The organism is Acidovorax sp. SUPP950 (genome assembly GCF_030158935.1).
GTDB lineage: Bacteria > Pseudomonadota > Gammaproteobacteria > Burkholderiales > Burkholderiaceae_C > Paracidovorax.
Map to the genome: position 1 here is coordinate 276,639 of NZ_BQXE01000002.1, position 17,818 is coordinate 294,456.

At 64.4% G+C, this 17,818-nt stretch carries 16 protein-coding genes; 1 reads left to right on the forward strand and 15 read right to left on the reverse strand.

Features of this window, described 5'->3' with window-relative positions:
- Positions 1-2 precede the first annotated feature (2 nt).
- The 15 genes from AVME950_RS10520 to AVME950_RS10590 all read right to left on the reverse strand — a co-directional run bounded on the left by AVME950_RS10520 (position 3) and on the right by AVME950_RS10590 (position 17,413).
- Positions 3-1,325, reverse strand: a complete 1,323-nt coding sequence (locus AVME950_RS10520; RefSeq protein ID WP_284429774.1) for an O-antigen ligase family protein — start codon at positions 1,323-1,325, stop codon at positions 3-5.
- On the reverse strand, positions 1,322-2,578 hold the full coding sequence (locus AVME950_RS10525) for a hypothetical protein (protein WP_284429775.1): 1,257 nt from the start codon (positions 2,576-2,578) through the stop codon (positions 1,322-1,324). Before AVME950_RS10525 ends, AVME950_RS10520 begins: the two co-directional genes overlap by 4 nt.
- Positions 2,565-3,563, reverse strand: a complete 999-nt coding sequence (locus AVME950_RS10530; RefSeq protein WP_284429776.1) for a class I SAM-dependent methyltransferase — start codon at positions 3,561-3,563, stop codon at positions 2,565-2,567. Before AVME950_RS10530 ends, AVME950_RS10525 begins: the two co-directional genes overlap by 14 nt.
- 27 nt (positions 3,564-3,590) lie before the next feature.
- Complete coding sequence (gene asnB / locus AVME950_RS10535; RefSeq protein WP_284429777.1) at positions 3,591-5,432, reverse strand: asparagine synthase (glutamine-hydrolyzing); 1,842 nt, start codon at positions 5,430-5,432, stop codon at positions 3,591-3,593.
- A gap of 31 nt (positions 5,433-5,463) precedes the next feature.
- Positions 5,464-6,828, reverse strand: a complete 1,365-nt coding sequence (locus AVME950_RS10540) for a hypothetical protein (RefSeq protein WP_284429778.1) — start codon at positions 6,826-6,828, stop codon at positions 5,464-5,466.
- 342 nt (positions 6,829-7,170) lie between these two features.
- Positions 7,171-8,127 (reverse strand): NAD-dependent epimerase/dehydratase family protein, encoded by a 957-nt coding sequence (locus AVME950_RS10545; protein WP_284429779.1) that lies wholly within the window; start codon positions 8,125-8,127, stop codon positions 7,171-7,173.
- Positions 8,124-9,392, reverse strand: coding sequence for a hypothetical protein (locus AVME950_RS10550; RefSeq protein WP_284429780.1), 1,269 nt, complete (start codon positions 9,390-9,392; stop codon positions 8,124-8,126). The genes AVME950_RS10545 and AVME950_RS10550 overlap by 4 nt, the downstream gene beginning before the upstream one ends.
- A gap of 131 nt (positions 9,393-9,523) precedes the next feature.
- Positions 9,524-10,771, reverse strand: coding sequence for a lipopolysaccharide biosynthesis protein (locus tag AVME950_RS10555; RefSeq protein ID WP_284429781.1), 1,248 nt, complete (start codon positions 10,769-10,771; stop codon positions 9,524-9,526).
- A gap of 22 nt (positions 10,772-10,793) precedes the next feature.
- On the reverse strand, positions 10,794-12,485 hold the full coding sequence (locus AVME950_RS10560; RefSeq protein WP_284429782.1) for an ABC transporter ATP-binding protein: 1,692 nt from the start codon (positions 12,483-12,485) through the stop codon (positions 10,794-10,796).
- Between the two features lie 59 nt (positions 12,486-12,544).
- The gene (locus tag AVME950_RS10565; RefSeq protein ID WP_284429783.1) at positions 12,545-13,039 is read right to left on the reverse strand and encodes a lasso peptide biosynthesis B2 protein; all 495 of its coding nucleotides are present in this window, start codon (positions 13,037-13,039) and stop codon (positions 12,545-12,547) included.
- 141 nt (positions 13,040-13,180) lie between these two features.
- Positions 13,181-14,368: a nucleotidyltransferase family protein gene (locus tag AVME950_RS10570; protein WP_284429784.1), complete on the reverse strand. Its 1,188-nt coding sequence runs from the start codon at positions 14,366-14,368 to the stop codon at positions 13,181-13,183.
- Between the two features lie 112 nt (positions 14,369-14,480).
- Entirely contained in the window at positions 14,481-15,338 is an 858-nt protein-coding gene (locus AVME950_RS10575; RefSeq protein WP_284429785.1) for a sulfotransferase domain-containing protein, read from the reverse strand.
- Complete coding sequence (locus AVME950_RS10580; RefSeq protein WP_284429786.1) at positions 15,335-16,237, reverse strand: phosphoenolpyruvate carboxykinase (ATP); 903 nt, start codon at positions 16,235-16,237, stop codon at positions 15,335-15,337. Before AVME950_RS10580 ends, AVME950_RS10575 begins: the two co-directional genes overlap by 4 nt.
- A gap of 49 nt (positions 16,238-16,286) precedes the next feature.
- Complete coding sequence (locus tag AVME950_RS10585) at positions 16,287-16,568, reverse strand: PqqD family protein (RefSeq protein WP_284429787.1); 282 nt, start codon at positions 16,566-16,568, stop codon at positions 16,287-16,289.
- Between the two features lie 80 nt (positions 16,569-16,648).
- On the reverse strand, positions 16,649-17,413 hold the full coding sequence (locus AVME950_RS10590) for a class I SAM-dependent methyltransferase (protein WP_284429788.1): 765 nt from the start codon (positions 17,411-17,413) through the stop codon (positions 16,649-16,651).
- A 234-nt stretch (positions 17,414-17,647) separates the two neighbouring features.
- Here AVME950_RS10590 and AVME950_RS10595 point away from each other — a divergent pair, with 234 nt between their 5' ends.
- On the forward strand, positions 17,648-17,803 hold the full coding sequence (locus AVME950_RS10595; RefSeq protein ID WP_284429789.1) for a hypothetical protein: 156 nt from the start codon (positions 17,648-17,650) through the stop codon (positions 17,801-17,803).
- The last annotated feature ends 15 nt before the right edge of the window (positions 17,804-17,818 follow it).

Sequence of the window (17,818 nt, forward strand, 5' to 3'; positions counted from 1 at the left end):
AGTCACGCCCTCGCCGCATGGATGCACGGTGCGCGGATGGTTCCGGGCTCGACAGCCGCGCCGAAGCGCGTGGCTGCTGCGCATTGGCGCAGCATGCCACCGAGCAGCAGCCAGAATCCGCCGGCGCCGGAGACGGTCAACGCATTTTCGGAAGACACGAAGGTCGTCACCATCCCGCACAGCAGCCAGAAAGTGGCCAATGCCAGGCGGTCACCGTGCCGGACGTGGGCTTGCCACAGGGTGCGCAGGCACCAAAAGACAAGGCCAAGAAACAAAAGCGCGCAGGGCACTCCCATCTGGTAGGCGATGCTGAACAAGGCACCTTCCCCACCTCCCAGATCGGTCAGCGCTTGCCGGGCGGCGAAAGCGCCCTGGCGTCCCAGACCACCTCCCCACAGAGCGACTTGGCCCAGGTCGGCCAGGTTGCGCTGCAGTGCCCACCAATGGCCAATCGTGGAGCCGTCACGGAAATTCCACGAGGCCACCACAATGCCGTAGGACGCCCAAACCATCGCAACCAATGCGGCGCCGACCAGCAGCACCCGCGCAGTGGCGGAGCGGACCAGACCGCGGCTGGTCAACAAATAGCCGAGCAGCGCAACGATGCCTGCGAGCATCGAACCACGGGTTCCCGACATCCACACGCCGACGAAAAGCCCGGCACACACCAGCAGTGCGCGCCAGGGCCAGCGCGTCTGCCACAACCCCAGCGCTGCCAGGGCCGCAGTGACCAGGAACTGCCCCTGCGCCAGCGGTGCCGCCAATAAGCCGCCAGCGCGGCGCGCATACGTTTCTCCGCCAAAAAAATTCCATGGCAGGCCGGTATGGGGATCGGTGTCCTTTGGCATCACGCCCTTGATGTTCGCAAGGTAGTCAGGCAGGCGCACGGTGTCCACCCAGAACTGGGTGTTGACGATTTCCCACATGCCAAACAAAGTGCTGGCCAAGCCCAGCCAGACCAGGGCGGACGCGCCGAAACGGAGATTCCGAGGTGTCGAAAAGCAGCCGTATCCCGCCAACAGGAACACCATCGGCACCAAAATGACGCCAAGCGATCCCAGTACCACCCCGGCTGGAAGGCCATGCACGAGGCCCACCGGCGCGTAGGCAAGAGCCAATCCGCCGAACGCCAGCACCGACACCAGCAGCGCCCGCGGCATGCGCACCGTCAACAGGCACAGCGCTGCCAGCGCCAACACTGTGAGGTCCCGTATCGGGCGCAGCCAAGTGGCCTGCAACCAGGTGCCACCGCCGTACAACCACGCCACCAGCGGATCGCCGACATGCACCCAAAGGATGAGCAACGCCAAGCCCCAGCGTTTCATTGGCTGGCTCCAACATGGCTGGGCCAGTCTGGGTCGGAAGCGAAACTGCGTGACAGCCATTGTTGCTGCCGTTCAAGGAAAGCGCCGCGCGTGCAGGCATCCTCTCGCAGTCGGCGGACCAGTTCGCACAACGTCGTCACGTCGGGCACCTGCTGGGCCGGCCGCCCGATCTCCTGCGCATCCGCAGACCCTGAGGCCGGCCATGCCAGGCCGATGACATAGTGGCCTCGACAAGCCGCCTGCAACAGCGCAGTGGAACAGAAACCCACTACCAGCGCGGGTGCTGCGGTGTCCTCCAACAAGGCATGTGGCGGCGGCCGGCACAATGAGGCCATCGCGCTTTTAGCGTAGGGATGACCGTTGCGCACTTCCTCGGGATGCAGCAGGATTTGCAATGTGATGCCCTCGAGCCGGGCCTGGATCAGGGCGTCTGCCAGGGCTTGAAAATAGCCCGCGAGCGAGAGCCCATACACCGGTGTGTGCGTTTGCGATACGAGATACAGAACTGAAGGCGCGGCATGGGCACTGGCTTCAGCCTGGGGACGCGCCGGACCGTAGCTGCACGCATGTGCGGCCACACCATGCCGGGCGTAGACCTCTGCGCTGCTTGGTCCCCACAGCAAATGGTGCTGGGCCCGCACGGGAAAGAATTCTTCGGTAGGCAAGCCGTGCTGTACGCAGATGCTGCGCCAGCCGGCGCCGGCGGCCTGCTGTGCCGCCACGGCGTAGAGATCGAAATCGTTGTGCAGCAGCAGCGTGGCGGTCGTGCCCGAGCACATCACGCTCGACCAGGCGCCGCACCAAAGGCGTTGCCGAAACACGCAGCAGCGCACCAGCCAGGGCGCGGCGACCGGTGTCGTGCCTGGCGCATGCCGGAGCCGCCAGGCTGACCAGGCATGGCGCCAAGCCGATGCTGGCGGCCGGGCCGGAAGCTGTCCAGCGACCTGCCCGCGCAGGCGCGGATGGATGAGGACGGTGCAGGCGATGCCGCGCCGGGCCAGATCGGCAACGCACGGTGCGAGGGCGCCCCAGCCATTGCTGCCCGGTAGGGTGGCCAGCGCGGCCCATCCCGCCACTGGCATCGCGCGCCGTGGCAGCGTCGCACACAGCCAGGCATCCCGCAGCAAAGCGAGTACGGCACGCAGCACTGCGCTGCGACCTCGCAAGGACAGGAAATAGAGTTCGTGGCGCACTGCTGCGGCGTCTTCGCCATACTGGATCCGCAGGGTCCGATGAAAGTCACGGAATTGCATCGCAGTCCTCTTGCAACACACGCCACTGGTTCCGCCGACGCTGCAGTTCTCCAACCAGGCCACTGCCGAACAGACTCACGATGGCCTGCTTGAGCACGCGCCGCATCCGATCCCGCAGCGCCCAGGACACCCGATTGAGTTGCCGATCGAGCAGGCGCACCTCCTGCGCGGTTGCCGCCGCCAACGGCTTGGACACACACGCGTGCCGTGGACGCCGCAGGTGCAGCCACAGGTTGTCCGCCAGCATGCCCCCGCCAGGGTAGGCATCGCAGTAGATCACATCCAGTCCTGCGGCTTGCGCCAGCCGTTGCAACAGCGAGGCCGAGAAATAGCTCAGATGTGCAGGATGCACATAGTTCCGCGAACGCCAGTCGCTCATCACGTCCGGCACCTCGATCCATGCCTGACCGCCAGGGACCAAAACCCGTGCCACCGTTGCCAGGAAATCGCGCGGATCCGGTAAATGCTCCATCACGTGGAAGGCCACGACCGCATCAAGCGTGGCTTCGTCCATCACCTGCTGCTGGGGCAGGAACTGAACGCGGGCGCCATCCAGCAGGCGCTCGCGGTGCGCCATATCCGGCTCCGACGCCAGTAAATGCAGGTCCGGACGCACCGCAGCGGCGGCGCCCAGGAAGGCACCAAAGCCAGAGCCCAACTCGAACAGGCGCGCACCCCTTGGAAGATTCGGCGAAATCCGGCGCAGCCGACGATTTGCGACCAACCGGTCGCCGCGCAAGGCGAAGAAGCGTTCCTCGCTGCGCCAGGGCACTTCCATCGGAAACAAGCGGCGGTAGTCGTGCGCGTAGAAGCGCGCCAATGCTTCTTCGCTGAAGTCCGGAGCGAGGTAGGCAGCAGCACACAGTCCGCACCGCCGCAGTTCCTGGCCGCTGCCGAGGTACACCTCCCGCCACACCGTGCGCTGCGCGCAGGTCGCGCCGCAGCAACGGCAACGGCCGTCGTCAGGAGCGAAGTCTGCGTTCATTGACCGCCTCGGTTGACCAGACAGACGCTATGCATAAATGCTCCGGTGCCACAGGGCGACTGACACCGCGAGCCAGAGCGTGGTGTGTGCGCGTCCCCGGGCCAGTTCGGTTCGCAGCCGGGGCACGTCGAGGAATTCGCCCAACTCCGGCGGCAGCGATGACAAGGTCCGCTGCACGGGCATGCGGTCCAACAGGAATTGCTCGGCGTGACCGAAGCCAGTGCTCTTGCGCCGTTCCACGATGCGCGGAGGCATGTCGGCAGCGAAGGCCCGCCGCAGCAGCGCTTTGCCGTGGTAGTCGCCCATGCGGGTGTCTGCCCGGGTCGCGAGCGCACGCTCCACCAGCCGGTAGTCCAGGAAAGGCGCTCGCACCTCGATGCCGGCGGACATGCTATTGCGATCGGCCATGCGCAGCACCATTGGCAGATTGGTGGAGAGCACGTCACTGCGCATGCGCATCTCCACGCCAGCCCGGCGGTCGACCTGCAATGCGCGCAGGCGCGGCGACTGGTCGTGCCAGAGCGCGCCGGACATGCAGGCCACGCTGGGCCGGTTTCGCCGCAGCATCGCGCCCAGCAGCGGTCCCGGCAGATCCCAGGCCAGGCGGTGGAGCAACGCACGGGGCAGCACGGCGCCGCTGGCAAGCAGTTTCACCAGCGCAGGCAGGTGTGCGCCGCGCAGAGCGTCCCGTGCGGCCAGGGGTAGGTACAAACCCACATAACCGCCAAACAACTCGTCGGCGCCTTCTCCGTTGAGGACCACCTTGTATCCTGCCTCGCGGATCGCCCGGTACATGCGGAAGCTGGCGAAGATCGATGGAGTGCAGAAAGGCGCTTCCTGCGCGACCACCAGCGCCCGCAGTTCCTCCTCGTCCGGGACCGCGTGGGCGCGATGAACGTGGTGCCGGGTGATTTGACCCCACTCCTTCATCAGGGCGGCGGCGTCGGCCGTTTCATCGAACGCTGCATGGGTAGCATCGCAATATCCGTAGGTGAACGCGCCTGCAAAACAGGTGCGGGGTGCGGAATCGGCTTGCAGGCTGATGCGGGTCAGGATGGAACTGTCCAACCCGCCGGACAGGAGGGTCACGGTGGGAACATCTGAGCGCAGACGCAGGCGCGTGGCGTCTTCGAGCAGGGCCCGGGCTGCCTCTGCGTCAAGGGGATCGGCGGCGCCTGGAGCGGGCCAGTCGTGATAGCGGTGGCGGCGGCTGTGGCCAGTTGGCGATACCCGGTACAGCCAGCCAGGGGGCACGGCGCGGATCCCCTGGTAGAAAGTGTCGCAATTGTGATCGGACAGGCCCGCGACGAGGAAGTCGAAGATTGCGGCCGGGTTGGGTGGCGGGTATCCGCCCAGTGCACAAGCGATCGCACGGATTTCGCTCGCCAGCACCAATCGCTGGCCGTCGTGGTGCATGTAGAGCGGCTTCACGCCAAGCCGGTCGCGGCAGTAGACCAGTTCGCCGGTCGCCTGTTCCAGGAGCACCACTGCCCACATTCCGTTGCAGCGCGGGAACAATGCCTCGCCCCATGCTCGCCAACCGTGCAGGATCACCTCGGTGTCGCTGTCAGTGCGGAAGCGGTGGCCGAGCGCTTCCAGTTCGCGGCGCAACTCCAGAAAGTTGTAGATTTCTCCATTGAACACCACCACGTTGCCGCTCTCCGCACACCGCATCGGTTGCGTGGCAGCATCACTCAGATCGAGGATCGCCAGCCGGCGGTGGCCCAGCGCCGTCGGTACGGGCTGGTCCAGGCACAGCAGACCTTGTGCATCCGGCCCGCGGCTCGACAGTGCATCCAGAGCATGCTGGGCGCGTGGCTGCAGCGCCGAATCGGCCACGAAACTCCGCAGGGCGACTATTCCGCACATTGAACAAAACCCAATCGGTTACCGAATGCCGCTACCAGGAGATCGCACGCCATCGCGCAGATCGTGCGCTGGCGCGCAAAAGATTGTGGTGGCGCCACGCTTTCCATGCGGTGGCTAGCAGGAGGATGGCGGCAATTCCGCGTCCAGCAGGACTGCTCCAGAGAGCCGCTGCTAAGAGCACAGACAGCAGCGCGGCGTACCCGCCCAGATTCAACCACAGACCGCACAGGCGCAGCGCTGCGCCAGCCATTCCCAGAAGACACAGCAGACGTGCCCATAGCAACCACTGCGGCGCTGTCCAGGCCGCAGCGGCCAGTTGCAGCAAGCCGCTGCACAGGAAACCCAACAACAGCACCCGCAGCAGCGCGGCTTCGCGATGGCGCCCGATCAGCAGTGCAGACAGTACGCTGCTGGGCAGAATCACCATACCAGCGGCCAGTACCGGAGCAACCCAGACAATCCAGGCCCGTTGCTCTGCAGTGCCCGCCGCATCGATGACCGCGACCAGCAGTTGCATGCCCAGCGCGGAAAAGCCCAGCACCAGTGAAATCAGCGCCGTGGCCCAGCGCTCGCCCACCTCGCTGCGCGCCTCGATCAGCAGGAGCCGGTTGAACTGATTGAAAACGCCACTGGCTCCGTTGACCAAATATCCAATCATGAGATAAATCGGCAGAAATGCTGGCGCGATGGCGGCCAGAAGCAGGGGCGTCAGGCGGTCGTGCAAAGTTCCCACCATGCCCATCAAGGACAGCTGCAGCGACATCCCGAGCATCTGCCGGGAGCGGCCTGGACTGGGGCATAGCAATTGCCAGCGCATGCCGAACGCAGCCACATTGACCAGTGCTTGCACCAGATATCCCACGCTCACGGCCAGGCCTGCACCGGCTGGCCCGGCGCTCTCCGGATGCAGATGCAAAACCAGCCAGGCCAGTATCGCCACCGGCATGGCGACCTGTTGAACCGCGAATCCGAGCAGCCGTTTACCCTGCGCCAGCAAAGGCGCGGAATAGCCGACCAGCCCGAGCAGCGTTGCCGGGAGCACGGCGATCGTGTATTCAAAGGCGTTTCCCTGCCCTCCATAGCTCCACCATGCCGCTGCAGTCCATACCAAGTCGAGGAACAGTGTGGCAAGAAGGCGGTGGAACAGGGCACGCCGCCATCGATCGCCCCAATCGGGAGACGCCGGATCCTCGCGCAGGAACCAGGATGCATAGCCCAGATCCGCCACGAACAGCACGCTCATGAGCCAGAGGTGCGCCAGCCCCACCTCGCCATAGCCCTGCAGGCCGAACTGGCGTACCAGGAGCCACTGGAACAGCAGCGTGCAACTCTGGCCGAGCGTGTACAGGGCTGCACCGGCGACGAAGCCCGCCTGCATGCGGGCGGTCGTGTTCACGGAAACACGGCCCCCACGCCGGATGGCGCATGGTTTGGACGGGTAGCGCAAGCCGGGCGAACACCGTGATCGCCGACGCAAAAGACGCAGGAATGGGTGCTAGGGCAAACACGATGGAGCGCGCGCCATGCCCACACACAATGAAGAAAGCCGGCATCCAACTCTGAATCTCCGACGGGCGCATGGCACGCCCTGAGCAACTGGTTAATACGGTTCTGCCGATGTGCGCGGAATTTTCGCATGCGAGCGTTCACCAGCAGGTTTGCCAAACCACACGAAGGGGATCATGCGCATCGGCTGCCTGCGCGGAGCGCCCGCGACAGCCCGAACTTCCTGCAGCAGCTAGCCCATACGGCCATCGACATCCGAGGACGGGGGATCGAGCGTCATCTGCAGCGCCTGGTGCAGGCTCCATCGCGTGCGCCAGCCCAGACGTGACCACGCCTTGCCAGGATCGCCCAATTGGTGGGCGCGGTCGTTGGGCCGCTGGCGTTGTGGATCCACCTCGATCCGTGGACTGCGTCCCAGCAATTTGCCGATTTCTGAGACGAGATCGCCGACCGAATGCTCTACGCCCGAACAAAGGTTGAAAACATCGAAAGCCGGTGTCAGATGGGGATCGTCGAGCAGTGCCAGAACGCCGGCCGCCGCGTCGTCCGCATGCATGTAGTCGCGGCGAGGCTGAAGATTTCCAAGTCGCAATACCGGCTCCGTCCCCGGGTCCGCCCGGAATTGAGCCAGAACGTCTGGAATCAGATGGGCATTAGGATCGTCGTGCGCGATGCTGTTGAAGAGTCGCGCCACGCGCCCGCGGCGTCCTTGGGCGCGGGAGCACCACAACCGCAACTGGCTCTCGTTGCAGAGTTTGGACAGCGCATAGTTGTCGCGTGCTTCGGTGGGGCTGTCGGCCTCGGTCAGCATCTCGCGGCCCCACGCGTAGACAGCGCCGCTGGATGCGATGACCACCTGTTGCAGACCAGTCTGCGTCGCGGCATGCAGCACGCTTTCGGTGCCTTCCACGTTCACCCGCAGACAATGCATGCGCTGTGTCTCGCATGTGGGAATGTGATGCACCGCCGCCAGATGAACGATGGCGTCCGCACGGAGATCCCTCAGCGCGGCCTCCACGGTGGCGGTATCGCACACATCAGCCACCACACTGAGGGTCAGTCCCAGCGGCATCGGCATGCCACTGGACAAATTGTCCAAGCCCGCCACGGCATCGCCACGGCGCAGCAAGGCGGAAACGAGGCGGCGCCCAATCATGCCGGCCGCACCGGTGACAAGCACCCGCCTCACGCTGAATCCTTGTCGTAAGCGATGGACGCACGCTCCGGCAGCAGCCTGCGCCGCAGGCCGGCGGGCAACCAGGCAAACAATGGGTCGCTATGGGCTGACCATGGCAGCTGCGCTGCGCTGTCCCTGCGACGCAGTGCCGCGTAGGACGCAAGCGCCAGAGACAGCACACCCAGGGTGCACAAGAACGCCGCCAAGGCCACCAGCCACGGCCGGCGCGACGGCACCGGCGCCGCCGAAATCGCCGGCTGGGCCTTGTAGCGCAATTGCTCGGCCTTGTATTGCAGTTGGCCCAAGGTCATCTGTATTTCGCTGCCAACCTGTTGCTGAGCCGCATCCACGGTGGCGTCGGGTGGAAACATCTCATGCTGGTTCAGCCGAAGCCAGTCCGCCAGCGCAGTCCCCGAATACAAGCTGCGCATGCGTGCATCGACCCGGCCGAGATAGCGCTGCTTCCAGTCCAGTTGTTCGAGTTCGCGCTGCCCCTTGCGCAGGCTGGCCCGTGTCTCCGCGACAGTGGACTGCAATGCGACCGTTTGCGCGAGCGGCGACAGGTACTTGCCGCCTCCATCGCCGACGGATACCACCGTGCTGAAACCGTTGCGCCGCAGCTCAGGGTACTGCTGCAGCAGCTTCTGCATCTCTTGGACCTGCTTCAGGTTTTGTTCGATGGAGAACTGTTGCCTGATCTGTTCGATCTGCAGACGTGCGCGCTGCTCAAGTACCTCGAGCTGCAGCTTGTCCAGGTATTCGCGCAGGTCCGACCACCACATGACCTGGCGGATGTGCTGCGCGATCAGTTCGAACTGCTGGGACGCCGCCGCGTCGTCGCGTACCAGGAGAGACACTTCCAGTCCCAGCGCGCCCACCTTTTTGGGATCGATGTTGATCTGCTCGCGGATGTCATCGCGCCCCACGGTGCTCCGGTAGCTCACGCGGGAACTCCAGTAGCGCGGTTGCTGAAACTGCATCAGCAATCGGTCTCGCTGTCCGGCAGGCAACTTTGCTTCGGCCAACGACGCAGCGACCAAATGCCGGTCCGACAGCATGGGCTGCAGCCTGCGCCACTGGTCCAGCGGCATCTGTGCCGTGTCCAGCAGGGCGACGGCGCTGTAGACCGGCACCAATGCGACGGCTGCCCCGGCGACCAAGGCAAACAGCAAAGCGACCGGGACCAGCAATCGGCCGAATTCGCGGTAAAAGCGCAGCAGTTCCAGCAGCAAGTCGGCCAGCGACACATCGTCGCCGCGCTCCCGCACGTTGTTCATCCCTGGCATCGGAATATGGGCCGGTGTTCAATGTATTTACAGGGGGTGTATCTTCCATCCGACACGATGCTGGGTCTCCATCGAGGTATGCGGCCAGAGGCGAGAAACGAAAACATCTTGCCACACAAATCTCACCGCAAAGGGATTCGCGGCTGTTCTGGCTTGTGCCGCCCAAACAGGCCTATGCACAGCGCGGCACACAGCATGGCTTCGGTTGCGATCACGGCCGTGGCCGCGCCCCGCGCGCCATGCTGCGGGGCCAGCAGCAGATTGAGGGCCAGGTTGGTCACTGCTGCCAAGCCCGCTCCCCATGCATAGCAACGTGCTCGATCCAGCGCGATCGCGGCCTGCGTCAGCACATAGTTGGGCAGCACGAAAACGAACGCCGCGAACAGCCAGCCCAGCAGCGATCCTGCCGACTGGTATGCAGGGCCGAACAGAAATTCGATCAGCCACGGACCCAGCCAGGCGCCGCCCAGGGCCAGCCCCAGGCCGGCGGCCCCTGCGGCGAACAAGCTGCGCCTTAGCAGCCTGCGCGCCGCGGCCGCATGGTCGCGGGTTTTGCGCAGGCGACGGAAAAAGAACAGCGCCAGTGGCATGGCCAGCAGCAGCACACCGTCGAACAGGCGATAAGCCGCAGCATACTGCCCAATCTCTGCAGGATCTGCCATCCTTTGCAGGATCACGATGTCGCTGCGCCGGTAAAGGCACGTGGCCAAATCGATCCACAGAAAGCCTGCCGCGGCGTGATAGAGCGGGGCAGGCGGCGGCCACCGGGTTCGATCGCGCACATCCTGCCCAAGTACGGCATACGCCAGCATCAGGCCTATCCCCCAGGCGCCGAACACGATGCCGGGCTCGGGCCCAAACAGCAGCACCCCGGAAATGATCGCCAGGGCACTCGACATGCGCGCTCCCGCCTGCCACCGGCCTTCGCGCTGCCACTGCCCCGCTGCCTTCAACTGCACCGATACCAACTGCGAGAGCGACACGGCAGCGAAGCACCACACAGCCGCAGGCAATGCGAGATCTGCGCCGAAAGGTATCAGCGCGAGACAGCCGCCTACGAGCAGCAACGTGGTCACCAGCAGGTGGCCTCGGGCCAGCCCCGGCAGCACCGCCTCGAACGACTTGAGGGCGGGGCTGGGTGAGACTTGCTCTCGCAGCACGAGAGTGCGCAGCCCTGCGTCCTGCGCAAGGGCCAGCAGCGTGGCCAAGTTCAGCAGGTAAGCATAGCGGCCGAAGCCGGACGGCTCCATGCGCCGCGCCAGCCACACAGACAGGGCCAGCGATATGGCCGCCGTCACAAGCACTGATAGCCACTGAGCCGACAGTGCCCAGACGCCTGCATGCCAACGACGCGGATTCAGTGAAGTCATGGTCGGTCCTCGCCGGCGAGCGTCATGGACCTTCCGTCCAGGCCGGCGAAACCTCATGCCAGAGTCCTTGTGCGCGAACCCTCCCTTGCTCCAGCAGGACGACTTGGTCCGCACGTTCCAGTAGCCCCAGCCGGTGGCCGATGACGACCACGGTCAACTGGCCATGCAGTTGCTCGATAGCGGCGTGGATACGTGCCTCGTTTTCGTGGTCCAGCGCGCTGGTGGCCTCATCGAGTATCAGCAGCGCCGGGCGCTGCAGCAGCGCGCGTGCCAGCGCCAGCCTCTGCCGCTCACCTCCGGACAGGCACACGCCGCGCTCGCCCACGATCGTGTCCCACCCCTGCGGCAATGCATGCACGAATCCGGCGGAGGCTTTTTCCAGTGCGGCGCGCAACATCTCATCGTCGGCTTGCGGTGCGGCAATGCGCAGATTGTGGTGGATGGTGTCATTGAAGAGGAATGTGTCCTGCGAGACGTACGCCACCGCCTGCCGCCACGACCTGCGCATCCTTCCGTCCAGCGGCACTCCATCGATCGCCAGACTGCCCTCGTCCGGACCCAGCAGACCGCACAGCACGTCGGCCAGCGTGCTCTTGCCGGAACCGGAAGCGCCAATGATCGCAGTAGTGGTGTGCACGGGGAGCGTCAAGGACACCGAGTTCAAGGCCGGCACTGTCCGTTCGGCATAGCGGACACTTACCGCACGCAGTGTTATCGACCTGCGCACCTGCGGCTGCGCAGCGGGCTGCGCAGCATCCGGCTCGGCCCACTCACGGGCCTGGCCGATCTGATGATCCATCTCGGTGAACGTCGGCAGCGCGTGCAGCCAGTACTGGTGTTGCTGGTGCGTTGCCGCCAAAAGAGGCAGCAGGCGCGCGAACACCAACACCAACGTCAGCAATTCGGCTACAGGCACCTGCCAGACCCGAAGCCCCAGGTAGATGTAGGCTGCAAGCAGCATCGCACCGCTACTGTGCAGCAACGCTTTTGACAAGCTCAGTGCGGATGCGAAACGCAGGTGCTGATCGCGCAGCGCGCTGGCGTCACGGGCGATCCAGGCCGCGTAGCGCGACTCGGCGCCCAGAATTTTGGCCAGTCGCAAACCGGCCAGGCTGTCTTGCAGGCTGGCATGGAGCCGCTTGCTGAACAAGGTCAACTGTCGGCCCAGCGCCAAGACACCTCGGCGTTGGCCGGCCAAAAGCGCCAGCAGCAGCGCTCCGCCCAGCGTCGATGCCAAGGCCAGCTTCCAGTCCAGCGTGAATCCTGCAAGCACATAGATCGCCGCAGTGGCAAAAGAGGCCAGCATCGCCAGACCGTGACCCAGTCCCACCCCCACACGGCTGGCATTGCTCAGCATCAGGCTGGCATGGTCTGCGGTGCGCTGCGCTTGGAGCCAACGCCATTGTGCGCCGAGCAACGCGGAAAAGCTGGCTTCGCGCAGGCGCTCGGCCACGTCCTGCTGAAGCCGTGCCGCAGCGCACTCGCGTGCATGCTGAACCACGTTGCGCAACAGCAGCAGCGCGCAGAAAGAAAGCAGCAGCCAGGGTAGCGACGCCGTCGCTCGCAGATCGAAAGCGGCGATGGCCTGGGTGGCCGCGCGTGCAACCATGCTCTCGCCGCCACCGGCGTCACCCTGCAAGGCACTGAGCAAGGGCACGAGCAGCAACACGCCCAGACCTTCACTGACACTGGTCAGAACCATCAGCAGGAACAACGAGACTCGACGCTGCGGACTCGCCCATGACATCAGCCGCATCAGGGCCCGAGCCGCCGTCATGGGGCCTTCCCGGGACGGCTGACGTAGCAGGCCACTCTGGTGAAGCGCTTTGCACCTGCGCCGCCAGTGACGCAAAAGTCTCCGGCGAGCACCCAGGAATGGGCTTGCAGTTGCGTCGCATCGGAACGCGCGACGCCGAAGCACACCATGTGACCAACCCGAAACAGGCAGAGAAAGCAATGCGCTGCCAGCGCCTGGGTCAGGCAGTTGGACTGCCACGGCGTGTGCCCGGAGGCCAGCCTGATGGTCCGCGCGATCTGCACCGCACGACGTTGCGCACGTTCGTCCGGCGCCGGCATGGGAGGAGGCACTGCCACGCTTTGACCCAGCCACGGTGCCAACCGGCGAAAACCCAGGCACCGCACCGCCGCACGGGCCGCACCCAGAAGCAGCCAGGCCGGCAGAAGCAGCCAGCGCTCGAAGCGCGGCAAATGCAGAAATGCCAGCACCCGGTCAAAGTGGGATATCTGGCGGCGCGGCGGTGGAGTCATGCACCACCTCGCCGAAGACCTGATTCGACGCATGCCCGAAGTTCGCAAGGCCATTCGGGCGCTAAGGCCGCACCTGCGGCGGCGCGCCTGTTCAGGAAGAGTGGCATCCCCCAATCGAAGTCGGTGGTTGGGCTGGTAAGGCTAGACACGTCTTCGCTTGGTCATGTGCTGGTGCGCGAGCCGCACCGCACGAACGCCCGGATAGGCCCACCGCAGATAGGGGGGGAGTGCCACGGCCGCGCGATCATCCTCCGTGGGAGCCAGCAGAAAGGGTATGAGCTGCAGACGTCCATGCCAACTGGATTCCAGCGACAGCAGCCGCAGCCCGTAGCGGACCATGCCCATCCGTGCGGCAAGGTCGGCACCGCGATCGGAGCCAAGCGCGTCCAGATGCGGCAGCAGTGCGTCGGCGGCGGGACGCGCTGCACGAAGCAGCAGGGCATGCGAACGGAATACCTCCGGCGTTGCGACACCGAGTGTGGCCTCGGCAAGCAGGACCGACATCGCCAGATGGCGCTCGGTCCCCAGGCGCTGCGCCAGGTCCAGCACCTTCGCCCAGTCCAGGGTGGTGCTGCGCATCGCCAAAGCCATGTCCGCCAGCCAGAATGCCCGGCACCAGTTGTGTTTTGTGCCATGGAACGCCGCATAAGCCACCGCTGCGGGCGCCGCCAGTGTGGAGACTTCAATGCCGCCCACCATCACCTTTGTGAGGTGCCGGTCCCACAGTTGCAGATTTTCCAGTTGGAACTGGCCGGGATTGTTGGCAAGACGGAGATGCAACTCCAGCACTACGCCACTCGTCGCGTGTCGCAGCGGCAAGGCATGGTTGTCGGCGCAGTATTGCTCCAGATCGGCTGCGGCGGCGGGATCCAGCCTGTAGCCCAGGGCCTGCAAATGCCGTAGTGCCGGGTTTCGGTCTGCCGCGGAGATCAAAATGTCGATATCGCAGGCTTCCCTGCGCTGCGTGGCTTCGAACAGCGCCGCATAACCCTGACCCTTGAGCAGGCAGTAGCGAAGGCCAGCCTGCTCAAGGGATGCCACGATCTCCCGCAATGCGGCCGTCTGTTGCAGCATTCGCAGTGTCATTTGGCGCTGGCGTTGGCGCAGAACGGCACGCAGCGTTTCTGGCATGCCCGGGGGCAAAGTATCGGCCGATGGCAGTGCAAGCGCCAGCCGATGCCGCGCCAGCGTATGCGTGAACGACCGTGCGTCGACCAGGGCCAGCGCTGCATCGGTGGGTGCCTTCGCTTCCGCTTGCCAAAGATACAGTGCGTAGCGGAACGCCGGCGACCATTGTGCCGATGTGTGCATCACGGGGTCGGGTGCCATTGATGCGGGCGATCTGTTGCCAGCGGGGTGCATAGAGCCCCGATGCGTTGCAGAGCGGTGCCCGGCATTGCCGTGGTGTGCGAGCTTGCGGTGACCTGTGGGGGCACCTTCATCATTGGGCCTGCAGGTTCTCTATGGGCGCTCGGTCAGCGGCGTAACCCAGCCGCTGCATGATGGTCCCGTGTTGTTCCACCAAGCGCTCGGCCTGATTGGGTTGCAAGGTCCCACGCCATGCACCCGCCCGGCCTTGGCGGAAGAAGCGCTGCTGCACCGCGCCGCGCTCGATGAAACCATGCTCCTCCTCCATGCTGCGCAGTGTCTGGAAATTGCACGCATTGACGGCACGCGCCACGCACTCGGAATCCGCTGGCAGACCCAGGAACTCCGCAAGCCGCGCGGCTTCTCGCAGCGGTTCGGCCAGCAAGGTCTCGTAGTGCAACAGCAATAGCGGACCCGGCGCATCGTCCAGCCAAGACCGCACGTGTTCCGACCAGGAGGCGAGGTGCTGCGAGGTCTGCGACCTGAATGCAGACATGCCACGGCCTACAGTGAATTCAGCATCGGCCATCCGCACAATGGCGGTCTCCACATCCACGCCCATGTGGTCGGCCCATGAAGGAGCGATGTCGCGCGGATCGCGCACGATGTAGACTGTTCCCAGGGTGGCGTCTGCGGGGAACAGCGTTGCGTCATAACGGTCATGTACTTTCAGCATGCCGTGGTGCTGCCCTGCACAGAGCCGGTAGGCCTGCAACCGCATTGCGCGCAGTTCGTCGGGATTCAGATCCTCGCTTGCCACATCCACATAGGCTTCCAGCCAGGTGCGCACGGCGGCATTGGGCAAGGCTTTGCCCAGCCCGTGCAGTTTCACGGGCGCCCCCTGCGCTTGGAGACTGGCGATCAAACACCGCACCCACGTGTTGCCCGATTTAGGGTACGAGGCGATCCAGAAAATGCCACGGCGGTTCATGTGGCGAAGTTCGCTTCGATCAAATCAGCAGTTGCATCAAGTGCATCGAAGCTTCGCGGACGATGCAATTCCCAGACGGGGGTTAACCGTCCAATTGCAGCTGCCTGGGCGAATGTGGCCGCACGCAGGCCCAGGCGTTGAGCGACTTGCGGCCGTGAGAGATAGCTGTGCAGTATCGGCAAGGCTTCCGAAGGTGTGCAATGCTTCAATAGAGAGGAGGGCGCATCGCGCAGCACCAGTACCGCATCCAACTGTTGCGTCGAAACATCGAAGCCCGCGTGCGGCCGCAAGTCGTACTTGTTCATGCCGGGCCGTATCTGCGGCAGCCCATCCACAGGAAGTTCCAGCGCATCCATCGTTTCGCGCCACAGTTTCAGCCGCGGGAAAGCGGGCAGCACCTCAATGCCGCGGTCCTCGGACGTCTGCAAAACGGTCAGGTCGTCGCTCAGGAGGCAATGGCCTCGCCGGAGCAGCACTGCGGCGAGCGTGGACTTGCCAGCACCGCTGTGCCCCGCAATGGCCAGTGTGCGTGTCCCGACACGCACACATGCTGCATGCAGCGGAAAGAGGCCACGCTGAAGGCACAGGTAGGCAAGTGCCGATCCGAGCAGAAACAAGCGCCATCCCTCGTCTTGTGTTTGCAGACGATCCACCCGTATGGAGCGGCCGTCCCAGATGAGGATGCGCACCAAATTCTGAATGCTCAACAGAATGCTTCCATCCGGACTCACGCTCAACCAGGGCGCTGGCCCTTCAAAGCCGTCAAGCCGCTCAAGCACGGGCCCTTCTTCGATGATGAGGTCTTCTCCCGCACCGGTTCCCGTCCATTCGGGCAACTCAGGCAGGAAAATTTCGCTGCGAACGTGCCATCCGCATAGTTGGTAGTTGTATAGGCTCACAGGCAAGGTCCCTGGTCGGATGTTGCAATCGCCCTGGTTGCGCCGCTGTTCAATGGCTTATGTCGACTGCGCCGGCATCGTGAAGGGTGCCGAGCAACGTGGCCACATCCGCCTCAATGCTGGTTCTGGATGCTTCGTAGGTCTCGCTCAGCCCGTCGCACAAGGTACTGAACGTGCAAGGCGTTGCGATGCGCGACCACACATCCCGTCCGATCGGATCCAAGGCCAGATAGATGGAACGTCCGGCGATCATGATGACCAGTTCCTCGCCCATGTCAGCAGCGAGGCAATCCGGGGTTTGGGCAATCAAGGCATCCGAATCGACGTTCATCCGTGGCTTCTTTCGTTCAAAAAAGGGCACATCGCTCAGGAACACAGGAGTTCAAATTCTATAGTGGCATTTCGGAGTGCTCACTGGATCCCTTTGCCCGATGGAACACCTGAGGGGAGGGGGCGGCGCCGGAATACTGCCTCGTCATCCCCCTGTTGTGTAAGCCGCCGGTTGTCCGGGCCAAAAAGGGGCGTGTCCGCCCGTGCCGGTGTCGGCACGCGCAGGACCGGGTCGAACCAGCGTGCCGCGCGGGCGTCGCGCAGCCGGAAGTTGGCATGACGCAGTACCAGGAGGCCGCCAGGTCGCAAACAGCGGGCAAAATCTTCCAACTGGGCATCGAAATCCTGGAAGCGAATGAGATGGTCGCAGCATTCGCCGCGGTGCCTGGCCAAGTCGCCCCGCCGCATCACAGCGAGGCAGAAGATCGCATCGTACGTGGCGGTAGCCTCCGCAGCGGTATCGCCTGCCACGCGAAATCGCATGCCGGGATCCGGCTGCCCCTGCTGCTGTTGAAGGCATCGGGCAATGTGGCCTGGATGGATGTCCAGGCCCGTGATGTCGGCGTGGGGAAAGTATTGGCGCAGGCTGAGGACTTCCTCGCCCGTGGAGCAGCCGAATGAAAGCAGTCTGGGAGACGCGCAGTCGGTCAGTGCTTCACGTACGAACGCGAACAGGCGAGGATATCGATTCATCGAAGTGGTGCCGTAGTCTTGGAACAGCGGTGCCGAAGAGGTCAGTCGCAGCCAAACGTAGCTGCGGCCCTCGCGATGACGCAGCGCGCGGTAGAGCAGGCGCCCTCCGGCGCTCTCCAGCAGACTGCGCCAGTCAAAGACGGACCAACTCATGGAAACGGTTTTTTGCCACACCACGCCCTGAGTACATTGGGCAGGGTGCTGACAGTCCTGGTGTGGCGGTCGATCCAGCAAAGCCGGGCGTCGAGAAGGTGCATGGGCGATCCAACATTGGCGAACAGTGATTTACACGGCTCGCGTGCGGGGCTTGCCAGCAAGCCGTCGTATCATCGACCCGATGGTGCGGCAGGCGCCGCGTTTCGCGACTGAAACTGCAAGGATACTGAGATGAACGAACAAAATCCTCCCGTGCGTAACGATCAGCCGGCGCAAGTTGTGCGCAAGGCCTGGACAGCGCCAGTGGTCTCGTTTCTGGCGATTGAAGAGACAGCGAATGGTACGTTCGGTGGCAATGACGGCGTTGGCGCTAGCACCGGTTCATGAGTGCAGCAGTTGCTG